General features: G+C 37.8%; 17 protein-coding genes and 3 tRNA genes. 12 read left to right on the top strand and 8 right to left on the bottom strand.

Annotation, left to right across the window (positions count from 1 at the left end; all coding sequences use genetic code 11):
• Positions 1-379 precede the first annotated feature (379 nt).
• Positions 380-2,545 (bottom strand): cation:dicarboxylase symporter family transporter, encoded by a 2,166-nt coding sequence (locus HRT55_RS07745; protein ID WP_291620152.1) that lies wholly within the window; start codon positions 2,543-2,545, stop codon positions 380-382.
• A 313-nt stretch (positions 2,546-2,858) separates the two neighbouring features.
• Between HRT55_RS07745 and HRT55_RS07750 the strand changes: the two genes are divergently transcribed.
• Both HRT55_RS07750 and HRT55_RS07755 read left to right on the top strand, forming a co-directional pair.
• Positions 2,859-3,977 carry an HlyD family secretion protein gene (locus tag HRT55_RS07750; RefSeq protein WP_291620154.1) on the top strand — a complete coding sequence of 373 codons (1,119 nt, stop codon included), beginning with the start codon at positions 2,859-2,861 and terminating at the stop codon, positions 3,975-3,977.
• A complete protein-coding gene (locus tag HRT55_RS07755; protein ID WP_291620156.1) occupies positions 3,967-5,025 on the top strand; it encodes a DUF2955 domain-containing protein in 1,059 nt (352 codons plus the stop codon). The genes HRT55_RS07750 and HRT55_RS07755 overlap by 11 nt, the downstream gene beginning before the upstream one ends.
• 121 nt (positions 5,026-5,146) lie before the next feature.
• Here the strand turns inward: HRT55_RS07755 and HRT55_RS07760 are convergent, their stop codons facing one another.
• Entirely contained in the window at positions 5,147-6,577 is a 1,431-nt protein-coding gene (locus tag HRT55_RS07760) for an ATP-binding protein (RefSeq protein WP_291620158.1), read from the bottom strand.
• Complete coding sequence (locus HRT55_RS07765; protein WP_291620161.1) at positions 6,547-6,954, bottom strand: PAS domain-containing protein; 408 nt, start codon at positions 6,952-6,954, stop codon at positions 6,547-6,549. Before HRT55_RS07765 ends, HRT55_RS07760 begins: the two co-directional genes overlap by 31 nt.
• 646 nt (positions 6,955-7,600) lie before the next feature.
• On the opposite strand from HRT55_RS07765, the gene prsT reads away from it, so the two are divergent.
• Both prsT and HRT55_RS07775 read left to right on the top strand, forming a co-directional pair.
• A complete protein-coding gene (gene prsT / locus HRT55_RS07770) occupies positions 7,601-10,426 on the top strand; it encodes an XrtA/PEP-CTERM system TPR-repeat protein PrsT (protein ID WP_291620163.1) in 2,826 nt (941 codons plus the stop codon).
• A gap of 126 nt (positions 10,427-10,552) precedes the next feature.
• Positions 10,553-11,224, top strand: coding sequence for a hypothetical protein (locus HRT55_RS07775; RefSeq protein ID WP_291620165.1), 672 nt, complete (start codon positions 10,553-10,555; stop codon positions 11,222-11,224).
• 360 nt (positions 11,225-11,584) lie between these two features.
• Here the strand turns inward: HRT55_RS07775 and HRT55_RS07780 are convergent.
• The 4 genes from HRT55_RS07780 to mutY all read right to left on the bottom strand — a co-directional run bounded on the left by HRT55_RS07780 (position 11,585) and on the right by mutY (position 13,499).
• A tRNA-Thr gene (locus HRT55_RS07780) sits at positions 11,585-11,660 on the bottom strand.
• Between the two features lie 110 nt (positions 11,661-11,770).
• Positions 11,771-11,846: transfer RNA gene (locus tag HRT55_RS07785), tRNA-Phe, on the bottom strand.
• 214 nt (positions 11,847-12,060) lie between these two features.
• Positions 12,061-12,333, bottom strand: coding sequence for an oxidative damage protection protein (locus HRT55_RS07790; RefSeq protein WP_291620166.1), 273 nt, complete (start codon positions 12,331-12,333; stop codon positions 12,061-12,063).
• An 80-nt stretch (positions 12,334-12,413) separates the two neighbouring features.
• Positions 12,414-13,499, bottom strand: a complete 1,086-nt coding sequence (gene mutY, locus HRT55_RS07795; RefSeq protein WP_291620168.1) for an A/G-specific adenine glycosylase — start codon at positions 13,497-13,499, stop codon at positions 12,414-12,416.
• 138 nt (positions 13,500-13,637) lie between these two features.
• Between mutY and HRT55_RS07800 the strand changes: the two genes are divergently transcribed.
• Entirely contained in the window at positions 13,638-13,976 is a 339-nt protein-coding gene (locus tag HRT55_RS07800) for a YggL family protein (RefSeq protein ID WP_291620170.1), read from the top strand.
• Positions 13,977-14,182: 206 nt separating this feature from the next.
• Positions 14,183-14,908 (top strand): tRNA (guanosine(46)-N7)-methyltransferase TrmB, encoded by a 726-nt coding sequence (gene trmB / locus HRT55_RS07805; RefSeq protein WP_291620172.1) that lies wholly within the window; start codon positions 14,183-14,185, stop codon positions 14,906-14,908.
• A 23-nt stretch (positions 14,909-14,931) separates the two neighbouring features.
• Here the strand turns inward: trmB and HRT55_RS07810 are convergent, their stop codons facing one another.
• Positions 14,932-15,309, bottom strand: a complete 378-nt coding sequence (locus tag HRT55_RS07810) for a hypothetical protein (RefSeq protein ID WP_291620174.1) — start codon at positions 15,307-15,309, stop codon at positions 14,932-14,934.
• 140 nt (positions 15,310-15,449) lie between these two features.
• On the opposite strand from HRT55_RS07810, the gene HRT55_RS07815 reads away from it, so the two are divergent.
• The 6 genes from HRT55_RS07815 to HRT55_RS07840 all read left to right on the top strand — a co-directional run bounded on the left by HRT55_RS07815 (position 15,450) and on the right by HRT55_RS07840 (position 20,114).
• A complete protein-coding gene (locus HRT55_RS07815; RefSeq protein WP_291620176.1) occupies positions 15,450-16,499 on the top strand; it encodes a trypsin-like peptidase domain-containing protein in 1,050 nt (349 codons plus the stop codon).
• Positions 16,500-16,659: 160 nt separating this feature from the next.
• Complete coding sequence (locus tag HRT55_RS07820; protein WP_291620178.1) at positions 16,660-17,328, top strand: GntR family transcriptional regulator; 669 nt, start codon at positions 16,660-16,662, stop codon at positions 17,326-17,328.
• A gap of 269 nt (positions 17,329-17,597) precedes the next feature.
• Complete coding sequence (locus HRT55_RS07825; RefSeq protein ID WP_291620180.1) at positions 17,598-19,169, top strand: SulP family inorganic anion transporter; 1,572 nt, start codon at positions 17,598-17,600, stop codon at positions 19,167-19,169.
• A gap of 134 nt (positions 19,170-19,303) precedes the next feature.
• On the top strand, positions 19,304-19,624 hold the full coding sequence (locus HRT55_RS07830) for a DUF1289 domain-containing protein (protein WP_291620182.1): 321 nt from the start codon (positions 19,304-19,306) through the stop codon (positions 19,622-19,624).
• Positions 19,608-19,787, top strand: a complete 180-nt coding sequence (locus HRT55_RS07835; protein WP_291620184.1) for a hypothetical protein — start codon at positions 19,608-19,610, stop codon at positions 19,785-19,787. The genes HRT55_RS07830 and HRT55_RS07835 overlap by 17 nt, the downstream gene beginning before the upstream one ends.
• A 251-nt stretch (positions 19,788-20,038) precedes the next feature.
• Positions 20,039-20,114 (top strand) — tRNA-Phe (locus HRT55_RS07840).
• Positions 20,115-20,213 lie beyond the last annotated feature (99 nt).

Here is a 20,213-nt window from a genome sequence, read left to right on the forward strand (position 1 = left end):
AGCCTAGCGCAATTTTATAATGAGACTATTGCTCAAGCATGATCAACATAGCCAGTGGTATATCAATAACTACCATAAAAGCTTAGGTAATAGCAGCTAAAGGGACTTAGCTTGAAGTAATACCATTTTCATTAAGTATGTGACCTTGTTGTGCTTAGGGAAAATATCTCAGGACAAGGCGCTCGATTGACTAATAGCTGGCTATTGGGATTGAGAGCAACGTAGTCGTGGGCTATGTTAACCAGCACAAGTGGGCAATAACTTAGTGGAATTGGTATAAATTTATCCCTAATAGTTACAGCCAATAAAAAAGCACCTTACTGATAATATAAGTAAGGTGCTTTTTAATATCTAATTAGTTAGCTAACGCTTGTGGCAGCTAAATCCAACCTAATACATCTTTCATTACCGACCAGCGCGGCTTTTTCGCTTTCGGGTTTTTACCTAAAATCCAATAGTCATAGACCTTTTCTTGGAAGCCATTCTCTTTTTTCAGTTTTAGCCAAGTATTCATATATTGCACATAATCTAATTGAGCTTTTGGCATGACAAAGGCTACAGGTGCTCTGAATCTCAGGCCTTTAGGGATCACTGCTGAATAATTAGGGTATAACATAGCCCAAGCTGAGGCAGCCTCAGTTGAGAAAATTAAGGCGTCTACACCTTCATACCCCCCTTTAAGAAACTTTCTAACTTTAGTGACCTCTGTTAACTGTGCATTGGGGAAATATTCTTTAACAATGTCTTGGTAATATTTATTTTTACCCATGCCTAAATTTAACATATCCATTGCTTGAATCTTATAGAGATCGGAAAACTCATCACGCTTAGCATCATTTACTAATAAGCCGAGCGTATGAAAAGAGTAAGGATCTGAAAAGGTCACTTCTAGTGCACGTTTAGGGGTAATAGTGAGGCCACCAATAATGATGTCGACACTACCGTCAGCTAACAGCTCGGCGCCATCAGCTTTATCTTCAATAAGGATCAGTGAAATATTGATATCAAGATCTTTAGCAAATTGATTAAGAAGCTCAACATCAAAACCGATCATACGACCACCTTTGTTTCTAAAAGCATAAGGTAAGCTGTCATAATGATAACCCACACGAATACTTTTACGGGCAAGTATTACCTCAAGACGTGGCTGTTGCTGCTCAAAGTAGCCTATGGGAGTAAGCTCTTTATATCGGTCTGTTTTGGCGCTGACATTCATCGACTTCATTGATTCAAAGGTTTGCACACCTTCATATTCATAGGGGATTAATGATTTTAAAGTAAAACCAGCGGCAATCATAACGCCGAAAGTGATGGCTAAATGCAGGCCAATGGCTTGCATCATTCTATGCCACTTAAGCTTTTTCAGTACCGCGGAAGCAACCAGTAAAGTCACCACAAAGCCATGCAATGCAGCTAAACCAGTAGCAAAACGTGCTGTTACCACGCTGCCTAATAAATATAACTGGAATTGATCAGCTGGTAAGTCAAAGAAGTCGAGTAAAAATGGAATAGCGACAGCCATGCTACCAAAAGCAGTTAATGCGCCCATCACTACAAAAGATATATAGTCATCAAAGCCAAGAGGCGAGCCCACATACCAAGCAGAGAATAATATAAAACCTAAGCCGAGCAGAGTCCCTGTGCTAGGAAAACTGTAGGCAGTAGGTACAAGTACATCAACAGTTGAATCAGTCTCTTCACATTCCATACCGTGCTTAGCTAACAGCGCTTTACTGCGCTCAATTATCATCGGCAGTACCACTAATACCGTACCGGTAGCTAACGCCGTGACTACGGCTTCACCTGCGGTTGATATTATTTCACGATAAGAGAATGGCGTTGCCCAATGAATTACCAGTGGTAAAAACACGAAAGCTAGTAAGGCCGCTGCGGTAATATAGACCCACAAAAATACTTGTAAGCGACCTAGTTCTTCAACCTCAAGCGTACCTGCGGCAGAGGCTGAAATAGCAAAAATACCTAAAGGCGCTAACTTAGCTATATAAGAAGCGACTTTCATTAAGCTGTCACCAATATTGGTGGTTAAGGTTAGTAACGTTTCTTTATTTTTAACTTGAATAAGTGCTACGCCCATTAATAATGAGAATAATACGACGGCAGGCACAATGGTTTCTGATAACGATGCAAAAATATTGCTAGGGATATACAGCTTTACAAAATTAAAGGTGGCGGGTTCAGCAATCATACTAGTACTGAAGAAACCTGCTGTTTGCCAGTCAGGGTAAGCTAGTGGTAATAATAATAAGGTTGCCATAACCGACAACCACATAATCACTATTACTTTCACAGCTCTTAGGCCTATTCGGCTGGCCATATTACTGTCTAACCTACCCAGGCCACCAATAATTGAGACCAGAACATAAGGTAAAACGGTCATTTGTAGTAAACGAATATATACATCGCCAATGACTGCAATATTGCCCGCAGGCTCACCAACAAAAATACCGGTTGATATACCGAGTATTAAGGCAATGATAACCCGTTGAAAGGGGCTCAGTTTTTTATATAGTCTAACTAGTGGCATTTTGTCTCCGTACTGAAATAGCGCATAGGCTTGATTTTTCGTGTTGTTATTATCGCTTTTCTATTCGCTTATTCAAGTAGTTAGATAAGTTAAATAATTAGCTTGTTAGGTAAAAGTCATGCTTAGTGGCCATTTACAGCAATCTAAGCGAGAAAATAGGCAATATATCGACAAGATTTTCGGGTGTTATTTTCCTATAGAAGATGACTTATCGATGATAATATCGAATAAAGTTAAGATGAGTGTCGCTTAATACCTTGTTGTATTTAATAAAATACTCAAATGTAAATTTAATTAGGGAAAGATAAATAGCATGTCAGAACAAGAGCAAAAACAAAAAACGACCGAAGTAGCAGAGGTAACAGAAGTTAGCCATGATCCGGTACGCAAGATCACTAAATATGTTTTGGCTATTACCGCTTTAATCTTTATCTGGTACATCATAGCTGACAGACATGCGCCTTGGTCAGATCAGGCCAGAGTACAAACTTATGTTATCCCTATTGTGCCGCAAGTGTCAGGTCGGGTAACGGAAGTACTGGTTAAACAAGATCAAATAGTAACAGCGGGTGAGGTCTTATTTCGTATTGACCCAAGTGATTATGAGTTGGCCGTTGAAGATGCTGAAGCTGCATTGGAGTTAGCTGGACAAGAAATTGGTGCTGGCATGGCCTCTGTGGTTACAGCACAAGCTCAACTTGTGGTGGCAGAAACCAATGTTGAACATGTTAACGCACAAAGTGCTCGTGTTTTTGAAATGGAGCGTAAAAACGTGCTTTCACATTCAGACGGTGACAAAGCACGTGCGGCAATCAAGGCGAGTAAAGCTCAGGTAATTAGTGCGGCAGCGAACTTAGATAAAGCCAAGCAAGCATTAGGTGTTGAAGGCAATGATAACCCTCGTATTCGCTCTGCCATGGCAAAATTGAAAAAAACACAACTTGATTTAAGCCGAACAGTAGTACTTTCACCATCTTTAGGTGGCATTACTAACTTGCAAATTGATACCGGTTTTTATGCTAAAGCTGGCGCGGCAGCTATGACTTTTATTGAGGGTAATACAGCTTGGATTCAAGTGAATTTACGCGAGAATAATTTAGCCAATTTAGCCATAGGTAACCCAGTTGAAATAGCGCTAGATGTTGATCCTGGTACTATTTATCACGGAAAAATAAGTAGTATTGGTTTCGCCGTTGATACTTCTTCTACCAGTGCCGTTGGTGGGTTAGCAAATGTTGAGTCAAAAACTGGCTGGCTTAGAGATGCTCAACGTTTCCCGGTAATGATCACTTTTGATGATGACAGTACCAAAGGTAAGCGCCGTTTAGGCGGGCAAGCCGATGTGCAAATTTATACCGGCGATAACTGGTTTGTGAACAGTTTAGGTTGGTTGTGGATTCGAGTACTAAGCATACTTTCTTATGTCTACTAGCATAAAAGCTAAGGTAAGTGCCAGGCCAGCTAGTTTTATCTCGACACTATATGCAGATGTTAATGCTATGCGGATCTTGCGCTTTGCTTTTGGTGTTACTGTTGCTTGCGCTTTAGCTTATGGCATTAATTGGCCTCTGGCTTTTTTAATGCCTGTTTTTACGGCGTTGCTTTTAGCAATGCCATTGCCAAAACCTTCGGTGAAAGCTAGCCTCAACAACATGATGAGTACCTTACAAGCATTTGCTCTAGGGTTGGCTTTCTCACTGTTTTTTTTACAATATCCTATCGCCTATTTAATTACCCTGGCCTTAGTGTTATTTCATTTATATTATTATTTAAACCGTGGTGGCTCGTTTTGGTTTACTTTAATGTCGATGATTGCCATTTTAGTGTTACCTATGATTGCTAATAGTAATGAAGGTTTAGCCATAGGCTTTTCGGCAGGTTTTGTTTATTCAAGCTGGTTAACCATTGCTATGCTTTGGCTGGCGCATTTTGTTTTTCCTGATCCAAGTTTCACCCAGTTTCCAGTAAAACCAAAATACACTAATCGCTATAGCAAAGTCGCCGCTCAGCTTGCCCTTAAAAGTACCTTAGTTACTTTTCCAATTGCCGCTGTATTTATTACTTTTGGCTTGAGTGATTATTTGTTGGTAATGATTTTTTCAGCGATATTCATCTTAAAACCTGATTTAACTCAAGGTAAAGAAGCCGGTCGAAACTCATTGTTGTCGACCTTGCTTGGTGGTGTGTTTGCTTGGTTTTTCTATTGGCTAATTGTTGCGGTACCACAATTTTACTTTTACTTGCTACTGTTACTCGCTACGACCTTATTTTTTGGTCGCCACATATTTTCCGGTACTAATATGTCGAAGTACTACAGCTCAGGGTTTATTGCCTTATTAGTGATTATAAATAGTGCTATGGCGGCAGACTCAAATTTTAATGCAATTTTAGCCCAGCGTATTTTTTTAATATCAGGCGCTATTATTTACATTGTTTGTGCATTAAAAGTACTTGAACGTTTTTTCTTTACCACTAAATAAGGACTATTTAGTGCCGGGGGAATAGTTGTTAACTCTAAAGAGGCTGAAGGTTGGTTTTTCTTTTAATGGCCTATGAACGCTGATTAACATAGTTACTTATCAAGAAATATAGTTATGTTAATCAGGCTTGTTCTATTAAATACTTTTGGCTGTGAACTTCTTCAACCAGGAGTTCATTCATCACTGTCAGTAGCACAGAAAGGTCTAGCGGCTTTGCACAGACTGCATCCATGCCATTGGCTAGATACTGTTTAATGTTTTGGCTATCTATATCGGCAGTTAGGGCAATTATAGGAATGGTCGACTTATTGCAGCCCCAGCTTCTAATGACCTTAGTCGCTTCTAAACCATCCATTATCGGCATTCTAATATCCATTAAAACAAGATCAAAATCACCATGCTTAAGTTGGCTGAGTGCTTCCTCGCCATTACTTGCCACGGCAACTTCATGGCTAAGGTTGCCTAGTACAGCCAACATAAGTTGTTGTAACATTCGTGTATCTTCAACGAGCAGTAATTTTAAACTTCGATTAGATACCCATTCATTATTAGTCTCTTTACTTTTACTTGAACTCACTTGTGTGCAGGCGGGTTGACATAAAATGGTAAACCAAAAGCGGCTGCCTTGACCCTTAATACTTTCGATGCCTATTTTACCGCCCATTAATTCGACCAGTTTTTTCGAAATAGAAAGCCCTAAACCGGTACCACCGTATTTTCTAGTGGTGGAGCTATCTGCCTGAGAAAAGGGCGAAAATAGTTTGTTCTGCTCATTAGGAGTTAAACCAATACCAGTATCAGAGACTGAAAACTGTAATGATATTTTTCCATTGTCTGTAGGTGTATGGTCAACGCTTACACATATGAAGCCCGTAGCGGTAAATTTAAGAGCATTACTGAGTAGATTAGACAAAATTTGGTTAATCCGTAAAGAGTCAGCATGTATACCCTCAGGTAAATTTTTCGCTAACTCAATTTTTAACTCTAATGCTTTTGAGTTGATTTGCGGTAAGAATAAATCAACGGTATCTTCAATAAACGACAGTAAGTGAAAATCCTTGGGATCCAGTTCTAGCTTGCCAGCGTCGAGTTTGGATTGATCTAGGATTTCATTGAGGATTTTTAACAGGTTTTTAGCCGAAGTGATAATGTTGTTGGTAACCTCTTGTTGCTGAGGCCGAAGATTAGTTTGTTGTAATAACTCTGCCATGCCTAAAACCCCAGCCATTGGCGTGCGAATTTCATGACTCATATTAGCCAAAAATTCAGCTTTAACCTGTACTGACTCTATAGCCTTTAATCGAGCAGAGGTTAACTCTTTTGTTGATAAGGCAAAGGACTCATAGGCGAGTACAATTTCTTGGTCTTTGGCATTGAGCTTACACTGGTAGCTTTTCAACTGCTGTTGGAGTTGTAGGGTTTCTTGATGCTTTTGTGATTGGCGTTTTAATAGCAATACAATCACTATACTTGTTAATAACCAGCCAACTATTAATAAATTCATCGCCGTTGTCATTATTTTTAGCCATTGCCGATGGTGTTTTTTAAGCATTGCCAGGCGAGCTCATTTATTTCAGTGGTAAAACAGCGGGTATGAATAAAGTTATTTTCCTTTTTATAAACATTAGAATTAATACTGACATAAAGAATCGAATTATCTTTCTTCCTCAATCTCGCTACATAACTGAGTAGGGTTTCACCATTTGTTAAGCGGGTTAAAAGATCTTGAATCACCTCTTGATCAACATGAAACTCTGTTATGTTGTGACCTATGTACTCTGCTGCGCTATACCCCAGAGTATCGAGCTCTTTCAGGTTAGCAAAGTGAATGGTGCCATCAGCGCCGACCAAGTGAATGCAAACAGCAGCTTGGTCGAGGAAACTCCATAATTCTTCTGCTTCTTCAAGCAAGTTAAATTCAGTGAGCATAATTTAACGTCCTTTTATCAGAGGTTAGCTACGACATGAAAATTACTGACAGTCAATGTGCGGTAATAACGCGAAAGTATAGTCTAAATTATTTTTTTAGATAATATGTGGTTCGCGATATTACTTTTGAAGAAAGTTTAGCTAAAAGCAAAGTTTTATTAGCCACTTTCTTTGAGGCTTTATTATAGGCAGCTCAACTTAAGCCAGGTTAAAAAGTCGCTAGGTGTTAACCCTAATGAATTTAGTATCCCCTATTAATTCTCTTTATTAATAGTTCTAAAAATATCTACATCGTAGTTGTAAAGTATATTTTCAAAATAAGAATTTATTCTCATATTGCACTCAATCTATTCCTCCCGATCTGTTCTCTCACCAAAATAATAACTTAAGATACTGAACTTTAGTCTTTTTATTTATTGGTACGTTTTTTGATATTACATTCAATAGATAGATTTTTTATTGAGTTTGTAAATGTCTAAAGTCTTGAAGGGCTTCATAACAGTAATTATAAGATTATTAAGATAAATAAGAGGGAATTCAAAATGAACATTGAAATATTAAAATCATTGTTTAGCATCTTTACTTTAACTTGTATGTCTTGTCGGTCTGTTAATTAAATACTGTTTAAAGGTAGGGGAAAGTTAATATGATGGATTATCAAAAAAAGATAATTTTTTTATTTGTTAATATATTTTTATTATCAGCTTGTCTAAATTGTTTTTCTGTTTTGGGAAAAGAGGCAAGCTCTAATTACGAAAAGGCGGTAATTAGCTTTAATGCTCAGGAATTAAATTCCACAGTCATACATCTGAAAAACTCTTTGGCTGAAGCCCCTCAACATTTACCATCCAGAATCTTAAATGCAAAATTGTTACTTCGTTTAGGTAAAGGACATGAAGCAGAAGTAGAGTTGGGTAAAGCAGAAGTTTCCGGAGCTGATGTTGAATATATATTGCCTTATAAAATGGAAGCACTTCTTCTACAAAGAAAGTTTGATAAGGTATTGGATATTTTTGATGATTATGTAAATTTATATGGGCCGAGAGTTAATAACACGGTTTATTTACATCAGGCAACAGCTCTCGTAGGTAAACATTTCTACAACAAGGCCGACCGGGTGTTTATTCAGATACTAGAAAACTCGCCTAACAATATAAAAGCTATTTTAGGGAGAGCACAAGTAGCACTGAAAAAAGGTAAGTTTATAGAAGCTATAGATTTTGTTAATGAAGCGGTGAAATTAGATGGAAGTCATATTAATGCGTTATTGATGAGTGCTGTAGTTCATCAAACGGCTGGAGAAGTCTCTATTGCCAAAGAGCATGTCCAAAATGTTCTTCGTATAAATCCAACTAATTTACCTGCACGAGTAATAAATTCAGTTCTTCTTTTAGAGGCTGGGCAGTTATTAGCGGCTAAGCATGAGCTTGAACAAGTTTTGGCTGTTGTGCCAAACGAACCTGGAGCCAATTTTTTAAACTATTTAACTAGCATTTCTTTAGGAAAAACAAGTGAGTCGAAAAAAGAAAATTTTCAATTAACTAATATCTTAGGTTCTATTTCTGTAGAAGTTAAGGAAGACTTTCCTATTTTTTATTATTTATCGAGTGTAATTGATTTTCAGCAAGGAAATTATTTTAAATCAGAAAAATCTATAGTGAAGTACCTGAAACATAATCGCTTAGATTATAAAGCGAAAAAACTCCATGCAGCAATAGCTATTGCTCAAAAAAACTTTCATTCAGCAGAATTAATATTATCACAATTGATTATTTACCAATCAGCGGACATGGAAACGTATTCTTTGCTTGGTAAGGTGTTAATGGTTTTAGGCAGGTATGAAAAAGCAGAGTCTTACTTTCAAAAGGTGCTGAAAATGCAACCTAATGCGATTCAATCAACAGTTAATCTAGCTACATTGTACATGTTAAAAGGTCAATATAAGCAGGTTGCTTCCGATTTAAGTCAGCATGATGAGTTAAATAATAGTACAGAAGCACTCTTGCTGCTTTCTAAGGCTTATATGGAGCTAGATGAACCTAAGACAGCATTGTTATACATTAATACATTATTAAGTCTTATGCCTGATGACTCATACATATATCAATTAAAGGGTAGTGCACTTGGGTTATCAGGCGATGTTGACAACGCAAAAATTAACTTTAAACAAGCCTTATTATTATCACCAGAAAATAGTCAAGCATTAATTCATTTAGCAAGAATTGATGTATTTGAAAATAATATTGAGGAGGCAATTGGAAAGTTAGATAAACAAAGCAAATTAGTGGAGAAAAATAGTGCCGTATTAATAGAGTTGGGCGACATTTATGTACGTATTCGAAACATCGACGATGCAGAAAAAATGTACCTAAAAGTATTGTCTAATAACACCATGAGTTTTATGGCTGTTACACGATTAGTGTCTTTGTATCAACAACAGGATAATGTTAAGAAAGCTATAGAGTTAACTGAAAAGCACTTAAGAAAAAATCAAAAACAATCAAATGTTCATGGCCTTTTGGGAAAGTTATATTATAAAAATAAGCAATATAAAAAAGCTATGAATGCGTTTGTAAGTGCCAGTAAATATAGCGCTGATAAAGGAAATAGTTTACTTGAACTAGCTAGTTTTCAAATGCGTATAGGTTTGTTAGAAGCCGCTAAAAAAAGCCTTGTCAAAGCATTAGCGTGGAATGATAGTTTTGTTCCCGCTTTTGATAAATTAATTGCTATTGCTATAACTCAAAAAGATAAAACTTATGCGTTGGAGCTGATTAATCAATTAAAACTCATCATTGGTAATGTTGCAAAAATTGATTTGTTATATGGTAATTTAAACGTAATGCTTGGAAACTATAAAGAGGCTTCGCTTTATTATCAATTATCTCTAGAAAAATTCCCATCACAACAGGCTGTTCTCGGGCTATATCATGTATATAAAAGCAGAGGCAATAACGAAAAAATTGTCGCTTTACTTGCCAACTGGATAGAAAAGCATCCCAATGATTTAATATCTTCAATTGCATTAGCTGAAACTTATAGTGATATGGAGATGTATCAAGTTTCTTTAGATTACTATTTGAATTTACTCGTTAAATTTCCAAAACATCCAATACTATTAAATAATACTGCTTTAGTGTACTTATCCGTTCAAAATACTGAAAAAGCTGCCGAAATGGCCGCAATGGCTTACGAAATTATACCTGATAATGTCACTGTACTAGACACTAAAGCGTGGGTAGAAATCAACCGGAAAAATTATCAAGAAGCATTAGCGGTATTAAGGCAAGGGTATAGCCTGGATCACAACAATGGTTACATTAATTATCACCTTGCTATTGCACTAGACAAGTTAGGCCGGAGGGAGGAAGCATACACATACCTGCAAGCTGCGGCACTAGCAAGTAAGGATTTCACCGACAAAAAAAATGCAGAATCAATGTTAAAAATTTGGGAGTCAACAGGAATCTAATAGAGTTATTAAATAATGTTAACAGTAAACAACGCGAAAATAGTAGACGCATGATTACTATTTTTAGAAATTGAATTTTGCGAACATTAGTTCGTTAAAGTAAGGTAAAACTATAAAGGGAATATTATGTATTATTTAAATTTAGTAAGAAGTCTTTGTTTTTTAATTTGTATGTATTCTACAACAATACAAGCAAGTACCTTTTACGTCGAAATAACGTCTGACACAAGTATCCAAAGTTTCGTTGCGTTTGAATTAAATGGTATAGCTGATGCAGCATTTCCGTTCAGTTTCATAGGTACTCATGAAGAAGATGGAACAATATCTCATTTGTATTGTGCTGACCTTTTGCAGTATATTTCCAATGACGTTTATGAATTTACTCAAACTGATTTAACGGAGCTCCATAATAAATACCATAAAGCGGCTTGGTTAATAGATACATTTTCATTTTATACAAATACATTTAGTTCTGGAGCGTTACAGGTAGCAATATGGGAGGTTATTCATGAATCAAGTGGTGTTTTTGATCTATATTCTGGAAGTTTTAAAGTTCTTCCTGATTCCTTTTATTTGACTTTTACTGATTTTACTGCGGAATTTTCAGCTATTACAACTTCGTTTTTAACTTCGTACGATCCAAGTGCAGATTTAAGTCAATATGCTGTTTTTCAAAACCCATCTGTTCAAGATACAATTGGCGAAAAGTTAGAAATTTCTGAGCCGCCAACAGTTATTATGTTGATAATAGCAATGATTGCTTTAGTGATTAATCGTTTAAAGAACGTAAGCGTATAGGCTCGTGCGTCTAGCCTTGCTCTACGTTCCAAGATAGCAAGAGTGCTCTAGACTCTGTCTATTTTTAGCCAGCTCCTCTATGTAGGCTTGTAAATAACTGTCAACCAGCAAGCCATTAGCTTTGGCTGTTGTGATAGTCAAGCCAAGGTTAAATCTGTAGCCTAGTGAGGGGCATTCAAAATGGTGTGTATTTCGTGCCTATTATCATCTTGGTAGTACAGGATTAAATCACGTATAGGGGCAGAGTTGGTGGGGTCGAGGAGTTTATTGGTGCTATTAAAAGTTATTAAATAATTTACCCAAACGACAGGCACAAAAAAGCCCTAACAATGTTAGGGCTTATTGCTTCCTACGAAGGAATGGTGCCGACTGCCGGAATCGAACTGGCGACCTACTGATTACAAGTCAGTTGCTCTACCAACTGAGCTAAGTCGGCACACAAAGCTGTGTGCAGTATTTAAAACTATTAAAATAGTCTAAACACTCTGGCACCGAAATAATGCTTAATATTATTATTAATAATAGCTGAGCACCACTTCTGTAAAATGGTGCCCCGACCCGGATTTGAACCAGGGACACGAGGATTTTCAATCCTCTGCTCTACCAACTGAGCTATCGGGGCTTAACATGCTTAACTTGGCTGCGTTTGCTTCCTCGTTAAGACGGGACGTATTAGACTGTTTTTCATTGACCCCGTCAACTGTTTTTTACCAACTTTTTTATAAAAAGTGTTTGTTTGCTGTTTATTACAGCACATCTGTTTTTTATGTAGTTTTTGTAGGCATTAATGAGTGATAAAACAGCCAGCCCAGTGAATGTACAAGTAAAGTGTCTAGCTATTTACTTGGTGGCACATAACCTTCAATTTCTGGTTCTTTACCTTCAAATAGATAAGCAACCATGGCAGATTCTAAAAAAGCACGATCATCAGCATTCATCATGTTCATTTTTTTCTCATTAATAATCATGGTTTGTTTCTTTTGCCAGATTTTCCAAGCTTCTTGAGAAATATTATTAAAAATGCGTTTACCTATTTCACCTGGGTAAAGTTGAAAACCTAAACCTTCGGCGTCTTTTTTTAGGCTTTGACAAAATACTGTGCGACTCATAATGGATTCTCTTCTCTTTATTAGGTAAGTATTAGGTAAATATTAAGTAAGTAATACTTATTCTGGTGATTAATTATTAATTAATTGCTAAGCAAAGTAAGTAGTTTTTGTGTAGAGGCGGCTAAGCCGACACTTAATTCTTGGTGTAAATCATACCACTTTTGCTTATTAGGTTCGTTTATTTCTGCTACATCAAGTTGCTGGCAGTCTACTACCACAGGGGTAATATCTAAATGAAAGTGACTAAAAGTATGCCTAAATTCTGTTAGGGTTTGTGATGAAAGTGCTTTAAGTGACAAACTAGCCATTAAGTCATCAATTTCAGTTAGCTCATCAACTTCATGAAAACACCATAAACCACCCCAAATACCTACCGGTGGACGCTTTTCCATTAAAACCTTATCACAGCGTTCGTTTTGTATTCTAGGAATGACCATAATGGTGCTCTTCTCAGGAATTTTTTTCTTAGGTTTTTTCTGAGGAAAGTTCATTTGTTGATCGCCAGCCTTAGCCAAGCAGCTTTGTTCAACAGGGCAAAGATCACAACTGGGTTTGCTGCGTGAACATACGGTTGCGCCAAGATCCATCATTGCTTGGTTAAAGCTGTCTGTTTCTATGGCGGGGGTTAATCGTTCGCTTAAGTGCCACAAGGCTTTGTCGAATTTACTTAAACCGTTGTAGCCTTCCACTAAATAGCTTCGAGCAAGTACTCGCTTAACATTACCGTCTAAAATAGGGTGATGTTGCTTTAGGGATAAACTTAAAATGGCGCCAGCGGTTGAGCGGCCAATACCAGGTAAAGCGATAACTTGCTCAATTTCTATAGGAAACTGTCCAGCAAAGTCACTAACCATTATTTTGGCGGCTTTATGTAAATTACGCGCTCTAGCGTAATAGCCTAAGCCGGTCCAATGATGTAAAACTACATCGTCATCGGCATTAGCTAGGTCAGTGATGGTCGGAAAACTTGCCATAAAACGTTGATAGTATGGGATAACTGTTGCAACTTGGGTTTGTTGTAACATGATCTCAGAAATCCATACGCGATATGGGGTTTTATCTTGCTGCCAAGGGAAGTGCTTTCTACCCTGTTGGTGATACCAGCTAACGACTTGCTGGCCAAATTTTTCAGCCGATTTGGCTGATATTGCTATAGGATTATTCATAGCGCGCAGTGTAACTAAATAACGTGTTGAGCTCAAATAGGCAAATTAGCATCTTAATGTTAACGGGTATATAATGTCGCCTTTAAAATTCGCTCTGCTAACATCTAGCACAGCGCTAGGCAAAAATAAGGCTTTATAATGAAAGTAACTGCAAAAAATCGTAGTCGTCGCATCCGTAAAAAAATGCGTGTTGATGAATTTCAAGAATTAGGCTTTGATGTTGCTTGGAAATTAAAAGATGGCATAAGTGGTGATGAGCTTGATGCTTTTATCGACAAGTTTTTTGCTGAGTCTATCCAGCCAAATGGCTTAGGTTTTGGCGGTGAAGGTGATACTTTATGGCACGGCCTTATTTGTACCCAGAAACTAGGCTCTTGTACTGAAGAACATCGCTCAGCAGTTGAGAAGTGGTTAACTGATAATGGTGCCACTTCAGTAGCAGTTAGCGACTTGTACGATGTTTGGTGGGCTGAATAGTTTTATTCGTCATAAATGGCTTTTATTCGGCATTGTCGGCGTTATTCATTACCATTACTTATGTCCCATAAGCGCAGGCACTGAATAATTTGACGGCTTTGTCTAAAAGCCATTTATTTAGAATAACAAATTCGAAGCACTAATTATGAAGCATTATCTATTATGCTTGCTGAAAATAAATTATTGAAAATTAGTAAAGACTTAATATGACTGAAAAAACACATAAAACTATAGAGCAAGCCGAGCAAGAAGGTAAGTACATTCGTAAAGTTCGCAGTTTTGTTAAACGCGAAGGTCGCTTAACAAAAAATCAAGAGCGTGCGATTAATGATCATTGGCAAGAGATGGGCTTAAACCATAGTGATGGTGTTATTGATAGCCAAGTATTATTTGCTAATGACAATCCTGTGGTTTTAGAGATTGGCTTTGGCATGGGTAAGTCTTTAGTTGAAATGGCTGAAGCGTCACCGGAGTTAAACTTTATTGGTATTGAAGTGCATAAACCAGGTGTTGGCGCTTGTATTTCATCGGCAATTGACGCGGGTGTAAAGAATTTAAAAGTTTATGAACATGATGCGATTGAGATTTTAGCTGATTGTATTCCGGACGGTATGTTAACAACGGTACAATTATTCTTTCCTGATCCATGGCATAAGAAAAAGCACCATAAGCGTCGTATAGTTTCTACTGTATTTGTTGAAACTATCAGACAAAAATTGAAAGTTGATGGTGTCTTTCATATGGCGACGGATTGGGAAAATTATGCTGAATGCATGTTAGAAGATATGCAAAGTGCTCAAGGTTATAATAACGTGTCAGAAACTAATGATTATGTTCCACGTCCTGATTCTCGCCCGTTAACTAAGTTTGAAAACCGTGGTCAACGACTTGGACATGGTGTTTGGGATTTACAATTTGCAAAAAAGGCTTAATTTTATCATTAAACCTTGTCGATTTAGCTTGAACTAATGCAAGGGTCGCTTTGACTCGGTAAAGGTAAACATTGGCGTTCAATGAAAAATAAATGTTGAGCGTTACGCATATTCCCACTTTCTATTAACCATTGTTGGTCAATAATTTCACGCTGTAAGGCCGCATGCAATATGCGGCTTTTATATTGGGTCCAATAAAGTAATGTTGCTGCTTGATGGCAGTCATTATTAGGAAGCTGCTCACTGCGCGTAAGTGTTAATTCTTCAATAATATGAGCTATCACTTGCTCTTTTAACTCACTATTAATATGTTGCTTAAAGCGTGTGAATTTTTTTGCTTTAACTAATTGCCATGACAACCAAACCAAAGACAGTAACGCCAGTGTGGCGATAATTTCCATGTACTTTTCCTCATAAAATAACCTCGGCTATCATATCATCTATGCCAAGTTAATTACCTAGCCAAGTGCATAAAAAGAATGATAAAAAGATTACAGTTAGTTACACTGTTATTAATTTAATAACATACGGATTTTTATCAATGAGTAGAGTTTTTCTAATTCTTAGTGTTTTCTTCTTAAGTGGCTGTGCAACATCATCACAAGCATATCAAGTAAAAGAGAACTCAATTCAAACTTTATATAAAAAAGTTAACCCTTCAGTAGTTGAATTACATGTAAAGTCATTAGCAGATCCAAAAGCTGGGCAGGTTACCTATAAAGAACATACTATGGGTTCATTGGGCTCAGGTGCCTTAGTGAGTAGTGAAGGTCGTATTTTAACTGCAGCCCACGTTGTTGATAAAGCAACGGAAATTGAGGTTGTATTTGCTGATGGTACTAAAACTACCGGTCATGTTGTTTGGGTTGAACCGCTAATTGATTTAGCCATGATTCAAGCCGGTAAAGTTCCTAGTACAGCAAAGCCGCTAAAATTAGCTAAAGCTAACGACTATCAAATAGGTGAGCAAGTTATCGTTATTGGCGCTCCTTTTGGTGTTAGCCATAGTTTATCTGTTGGTTATTTAAGTGGTATTCGTGATGGTAATGCCATACCTGGTAGAAAGTTAGTGCCACGTTTATTGCAAACAGATGCCTCAATTAACCAAGGTAACTCAGGCGGCCCAATGTTTAATCTAAATGGTGAAATTATTGGTATTGTTAGCCATATTTTATCACGCAGTGGCGGCAGCAATGGTTTAGGTTTTGTTATTTCGGTAGATACTATTCAACATATTATTGATAGCGACCCAGGTACCTTTTCTGGCTTTATTCCTATGTTGCTTAATAAAGAGCAATCTTATGCCATTAACAATTCAGCTGGCCATGGCATGTTAATACAACATGTTATTCCGGGTACTTTAGCGGATAAATTGGGTTTTAAAGGTGGTAACCTGAGTGTGGTTATGGGTCGCAGTCCAATTTTATTGGGTGGTGATATACTGCTTGAGGTTGGCGGTCGTGCGATAACTGACTTGGCCTCGGCGGTGCAAATTAAGAAACATCTTGCTAGTTATGAAAAGGGCGATAGAGTAACCTTTAAATATCTGCGTAATGGCCAAAAGAAAGAAACTTATTGGATTGTTGAATAGTTATTAGCGAATTATGATATTTTATTAAAAATAACTAAAATAAAGCGGCAGATAATTTATCTGCCGCTTTTTAGCATTATTGAACGGTAAAATACATTTTTTAATGGTGTTCTATTAATGACTCTCTATAATGGTCGCTAATATTGTTCGGAAGCATTTTATGAATATAGTATATAAGACAAGAACACAGCTAGTAGTTGAAACTCTTAGAGAGAAAATCCTTAGCGGTGAATTTAAGGCGGGTGAGTCACTTCGTCAAGCTGCGTTAGCGACCGAATTAAACGTCAGTCGTATCCCGATAAGAGAAGCTTTACTGCAACTTGAAGGTGAAGGCCTAGTTGTCTTCGAACCACATAAAGGCGCGACAGTAACAGAACTTAATGCTAAGCATGCGGATGAGCTTTTTGAGTTGCGAGCAATGCTTGAAGGGCATTTGTTAGCGGCATCATTACCACTATTAACCAGTGAGAAATTAGCTGAAGCTGGTGATATCTTAGCGCAATTAGACAAAGCACTTGGCAAAGAAAATGCTGCTAATACCTGGAGTGCGCTTAATTCACGTTATCACAACTGCTTATATTCAGCGGCTAACCGTCCGCAAACACAAGATCTAGTTAATACCCTGAATAAAAATGCTGATAGATACATTCGTATGCATTTATTATGGGCTGGTGGTATTTCTAAAGCGGGCCCAGAGCACAATCAATTACTCGCCTTTTGTAAAACAGGTGATATAGATAAAGCTGTAGCCGTATTAAAACACCATATTTTAAGTTCTAGAGATGAAATTGTAGCCTTTTTAGAGCAACGCGAAGCAGCAGGTAGCTAATTTAGCGCTACCTTGCAAAATTGATTTGCTTGCTTATACCCATGAAACTCGTATATTAAAGTGTCATGGGTATATGTCCTAAAAGTAAGCCAATATTGACTTTTCCCCTCTAAATCTATAGTATTCCCGCGCCTTAAAATCACAGAAAACTTGCTTGTTTTTGTCTATGCTTAATCTTTATTAGACAGATAAAACCTGCTCGCCAATTCGAATTCGCAATGTTATTCACCTGAGGTGTTAGCTATTGCGCTAAACCCAATGAGATAATAATGTTTGAATTACACGCCAGTAAAGTGTCCAACCTGAAAAATGATGTGCTATCGGGCCTAACCGTTGCTTTAGCATTAGTCCCTGAAGCGATAGCTTTTGCCTTTGTTGCCGGTGTTGGCCCATTAGTTGGTTTATATGCCGCCTTTATGGTTGGTTTAATTACCGCAGTGTTTGGTGGGCGTCCAGGAATGATCTCTGGTGCTACAGGCGCTATGGCAGTAGTTATGGTTGCTCTTGTGTCAACAGGTAATGCGATGGGAAAGGCCATGGATGTACCGGTTGATAATATGGGACTGCAATATCTATTTGCAACGGTTGTACTCACTGGGATACTGCAAATGCTGGCTGGTATATTTAAGTTAGGTAAGTTTATTCGCCTAGTGCCACACCCGGTAATGCTTGGTTTTGTAAATGGTTTGGCTATTGTTATTTTCTTAGCACAACTTGGCCAATTTAAAGTAACCAATGCTGCTGGTGAGCTTGAGTGGATGCAGGGTTCTCCGCTGTACTCCATGGCCGGTTTAATTATTTTAACCATGGCAATTATACACTTCTTCCCTAAAGTAACTAAAGCTGTGCCTTCAACCTTAGTGGCTATTGTCGGCGTTTCTTTCTTAGTGTTTGGCCTTGGTCTCGATACTAAGCTCGTTGGTGATGTTGCCTCTATTGCGGGTGGTTTACCTACCTTTGGCATTCCCGATGTGCCATTTTCACTTGAAACCTTAAAATTCATTTTTCCTTTTGCCTTAGTACTTGCGGCAATCGGCTTAATTGAATCGTTATTAACACTGACCTTAATTGATGAATTAACCGGTACACGTGGTCGCAGCAATAAAGAGTGTATTGCTCAAGGCGCGGCAAATACGGCTACTGGCTTCTTCGGCGGTATGGGTGGTTGTGCCATGATAGGGCAGTCGATGATTAATGTTAACTCTGGTGGTCGTGGTCGTGCATCAGGTATTACCGCAGCGTTAGCACTGTTAGGCTTTATCTTATTTGCCTCAGGTTTAATTGAGCAAATTCCATTGGCGGCACTTGTTGGCGTCATGTTCATTGTTGTTATCGGTACTTTTGAATGGTCAAGTCTACGTATATTAGGCAAGGTGCCTAAAGCCGATGCTTTCGTTATCATCTTAGTTTCTGGCGTAACAGTTTATTCAGACCTAGCGGTAGCCGTTATAGTGGGTGTTATTGTTTCGGCGCTAGTATTTGCTTGGGAACATGCCAAACATATCGCAGTTACTCGTAGTGTCGATGAAAGTGGCTCAACGGTATATGAAGTCAATGGTCCAATATTTTTTGGTTCTATTGCTAATTTCCTTGAGCAATTTAGCCCAGAAAAAGACAGTGCTGATGTGATTGTTGAGTTTAAAAATGCGCGTGTTGTTGATCACTCGGCAATAGAGGCTATTGATACTTTAGCTGAACGTTATATGTCACGTGGTAAAACCATGCATTTAAAACACTTAAATAAAGAGTGTAAACAATTGCTAGAGAAAGCGGATAAGTTGGTTGAGCTTAACTTAATTGAAGACCCTGAATATCATATTGCTAGTGATAAACTAGCCTAAGCTGGTTTACTGTTAATAGCGCTAATTTCGCTATTAATGCTTGCTGTTATAAAAATGCGTTGATAAGTTATACTTAACTTATCGCGCATTTTTTTTATTTGTTTTTCTACTTTTTGTTTAGTAAGTGAGGTTAAGTGCAATTAGAGTTCTTTGACGTTCCTAGCCCCTGTGTCAGCATTTGTGAGTCTGATGAGAAAGGCCTTTGCCGAGGTTGCATGCGCTCGCGTGATGAACGACAAGAATGGATTAACTTTACAAACGATGAGAAACAGAAAGTAATTAAACGTTGTCTGCAACGCAAAAAACGTAAATTGAATCAGTTAAAGGCAAAACCCGTGGAACAAGTTGTTGAGCTTTTACTTGAAGAAGACCGACAACCCTCTTTGCTTGACCCGCCAAGTAATACTCAGTCATCACCAAATACCGACTTAGACTTTAGTGAGTTTGAACTGTAATGTTATTAATTACATTGAAAATAAAGGCCTAACACTACAGGGCAGTGATCTGGAAGCTTTTGCTAATGATTATCAACAGACACTGACAGCAAATGAGTGGTCCACTTATTGGCACGGTATGTTTATCCTCAAAGAAATAACGCCGGTAACTTATCAGCAATAAACCCCATAGCTTAACTAATGCCTGTGTCTAGTTAAGTATAGGTGAGTGTTAGTTAGGTGCTAGTTGACAAAGGGTGTTAAAACACGAGGATTAGTAAGCTTTAGGATAATAATTGCACACTTAATACACGGTTAAGTATGAATAAAGTACTAAATGAAACTTTAAGCTGATTTTTATTATAAAACGGTTGCTACTGATAATTTTTAACTATATTATACGCGCTCTTTAGAGAGTGTCACTCTTCAAAGAATGCCCCGATAGCTCAGTTGGTAGAGCAGAGGATTGAAAATCCTCGTGTCCCTGGTTCAAATCCGGGTCGGGGCACCATATAACTTCTCTATGAAGTAACGAAGCCTCAGCATTACTAATTATAAATAGTAATGCTGAGGCTTTTTTCGTTTCTGCAGCTTAAACTTTATAAGTCCC

The organism is Colwellia sp. (assembly GCF_013214175.1).
GTDB lineage: Bacteria > Pseudomonadota > Gammaproteobacteria > Enterobacterales > Alteromonadaceae > Colwellia.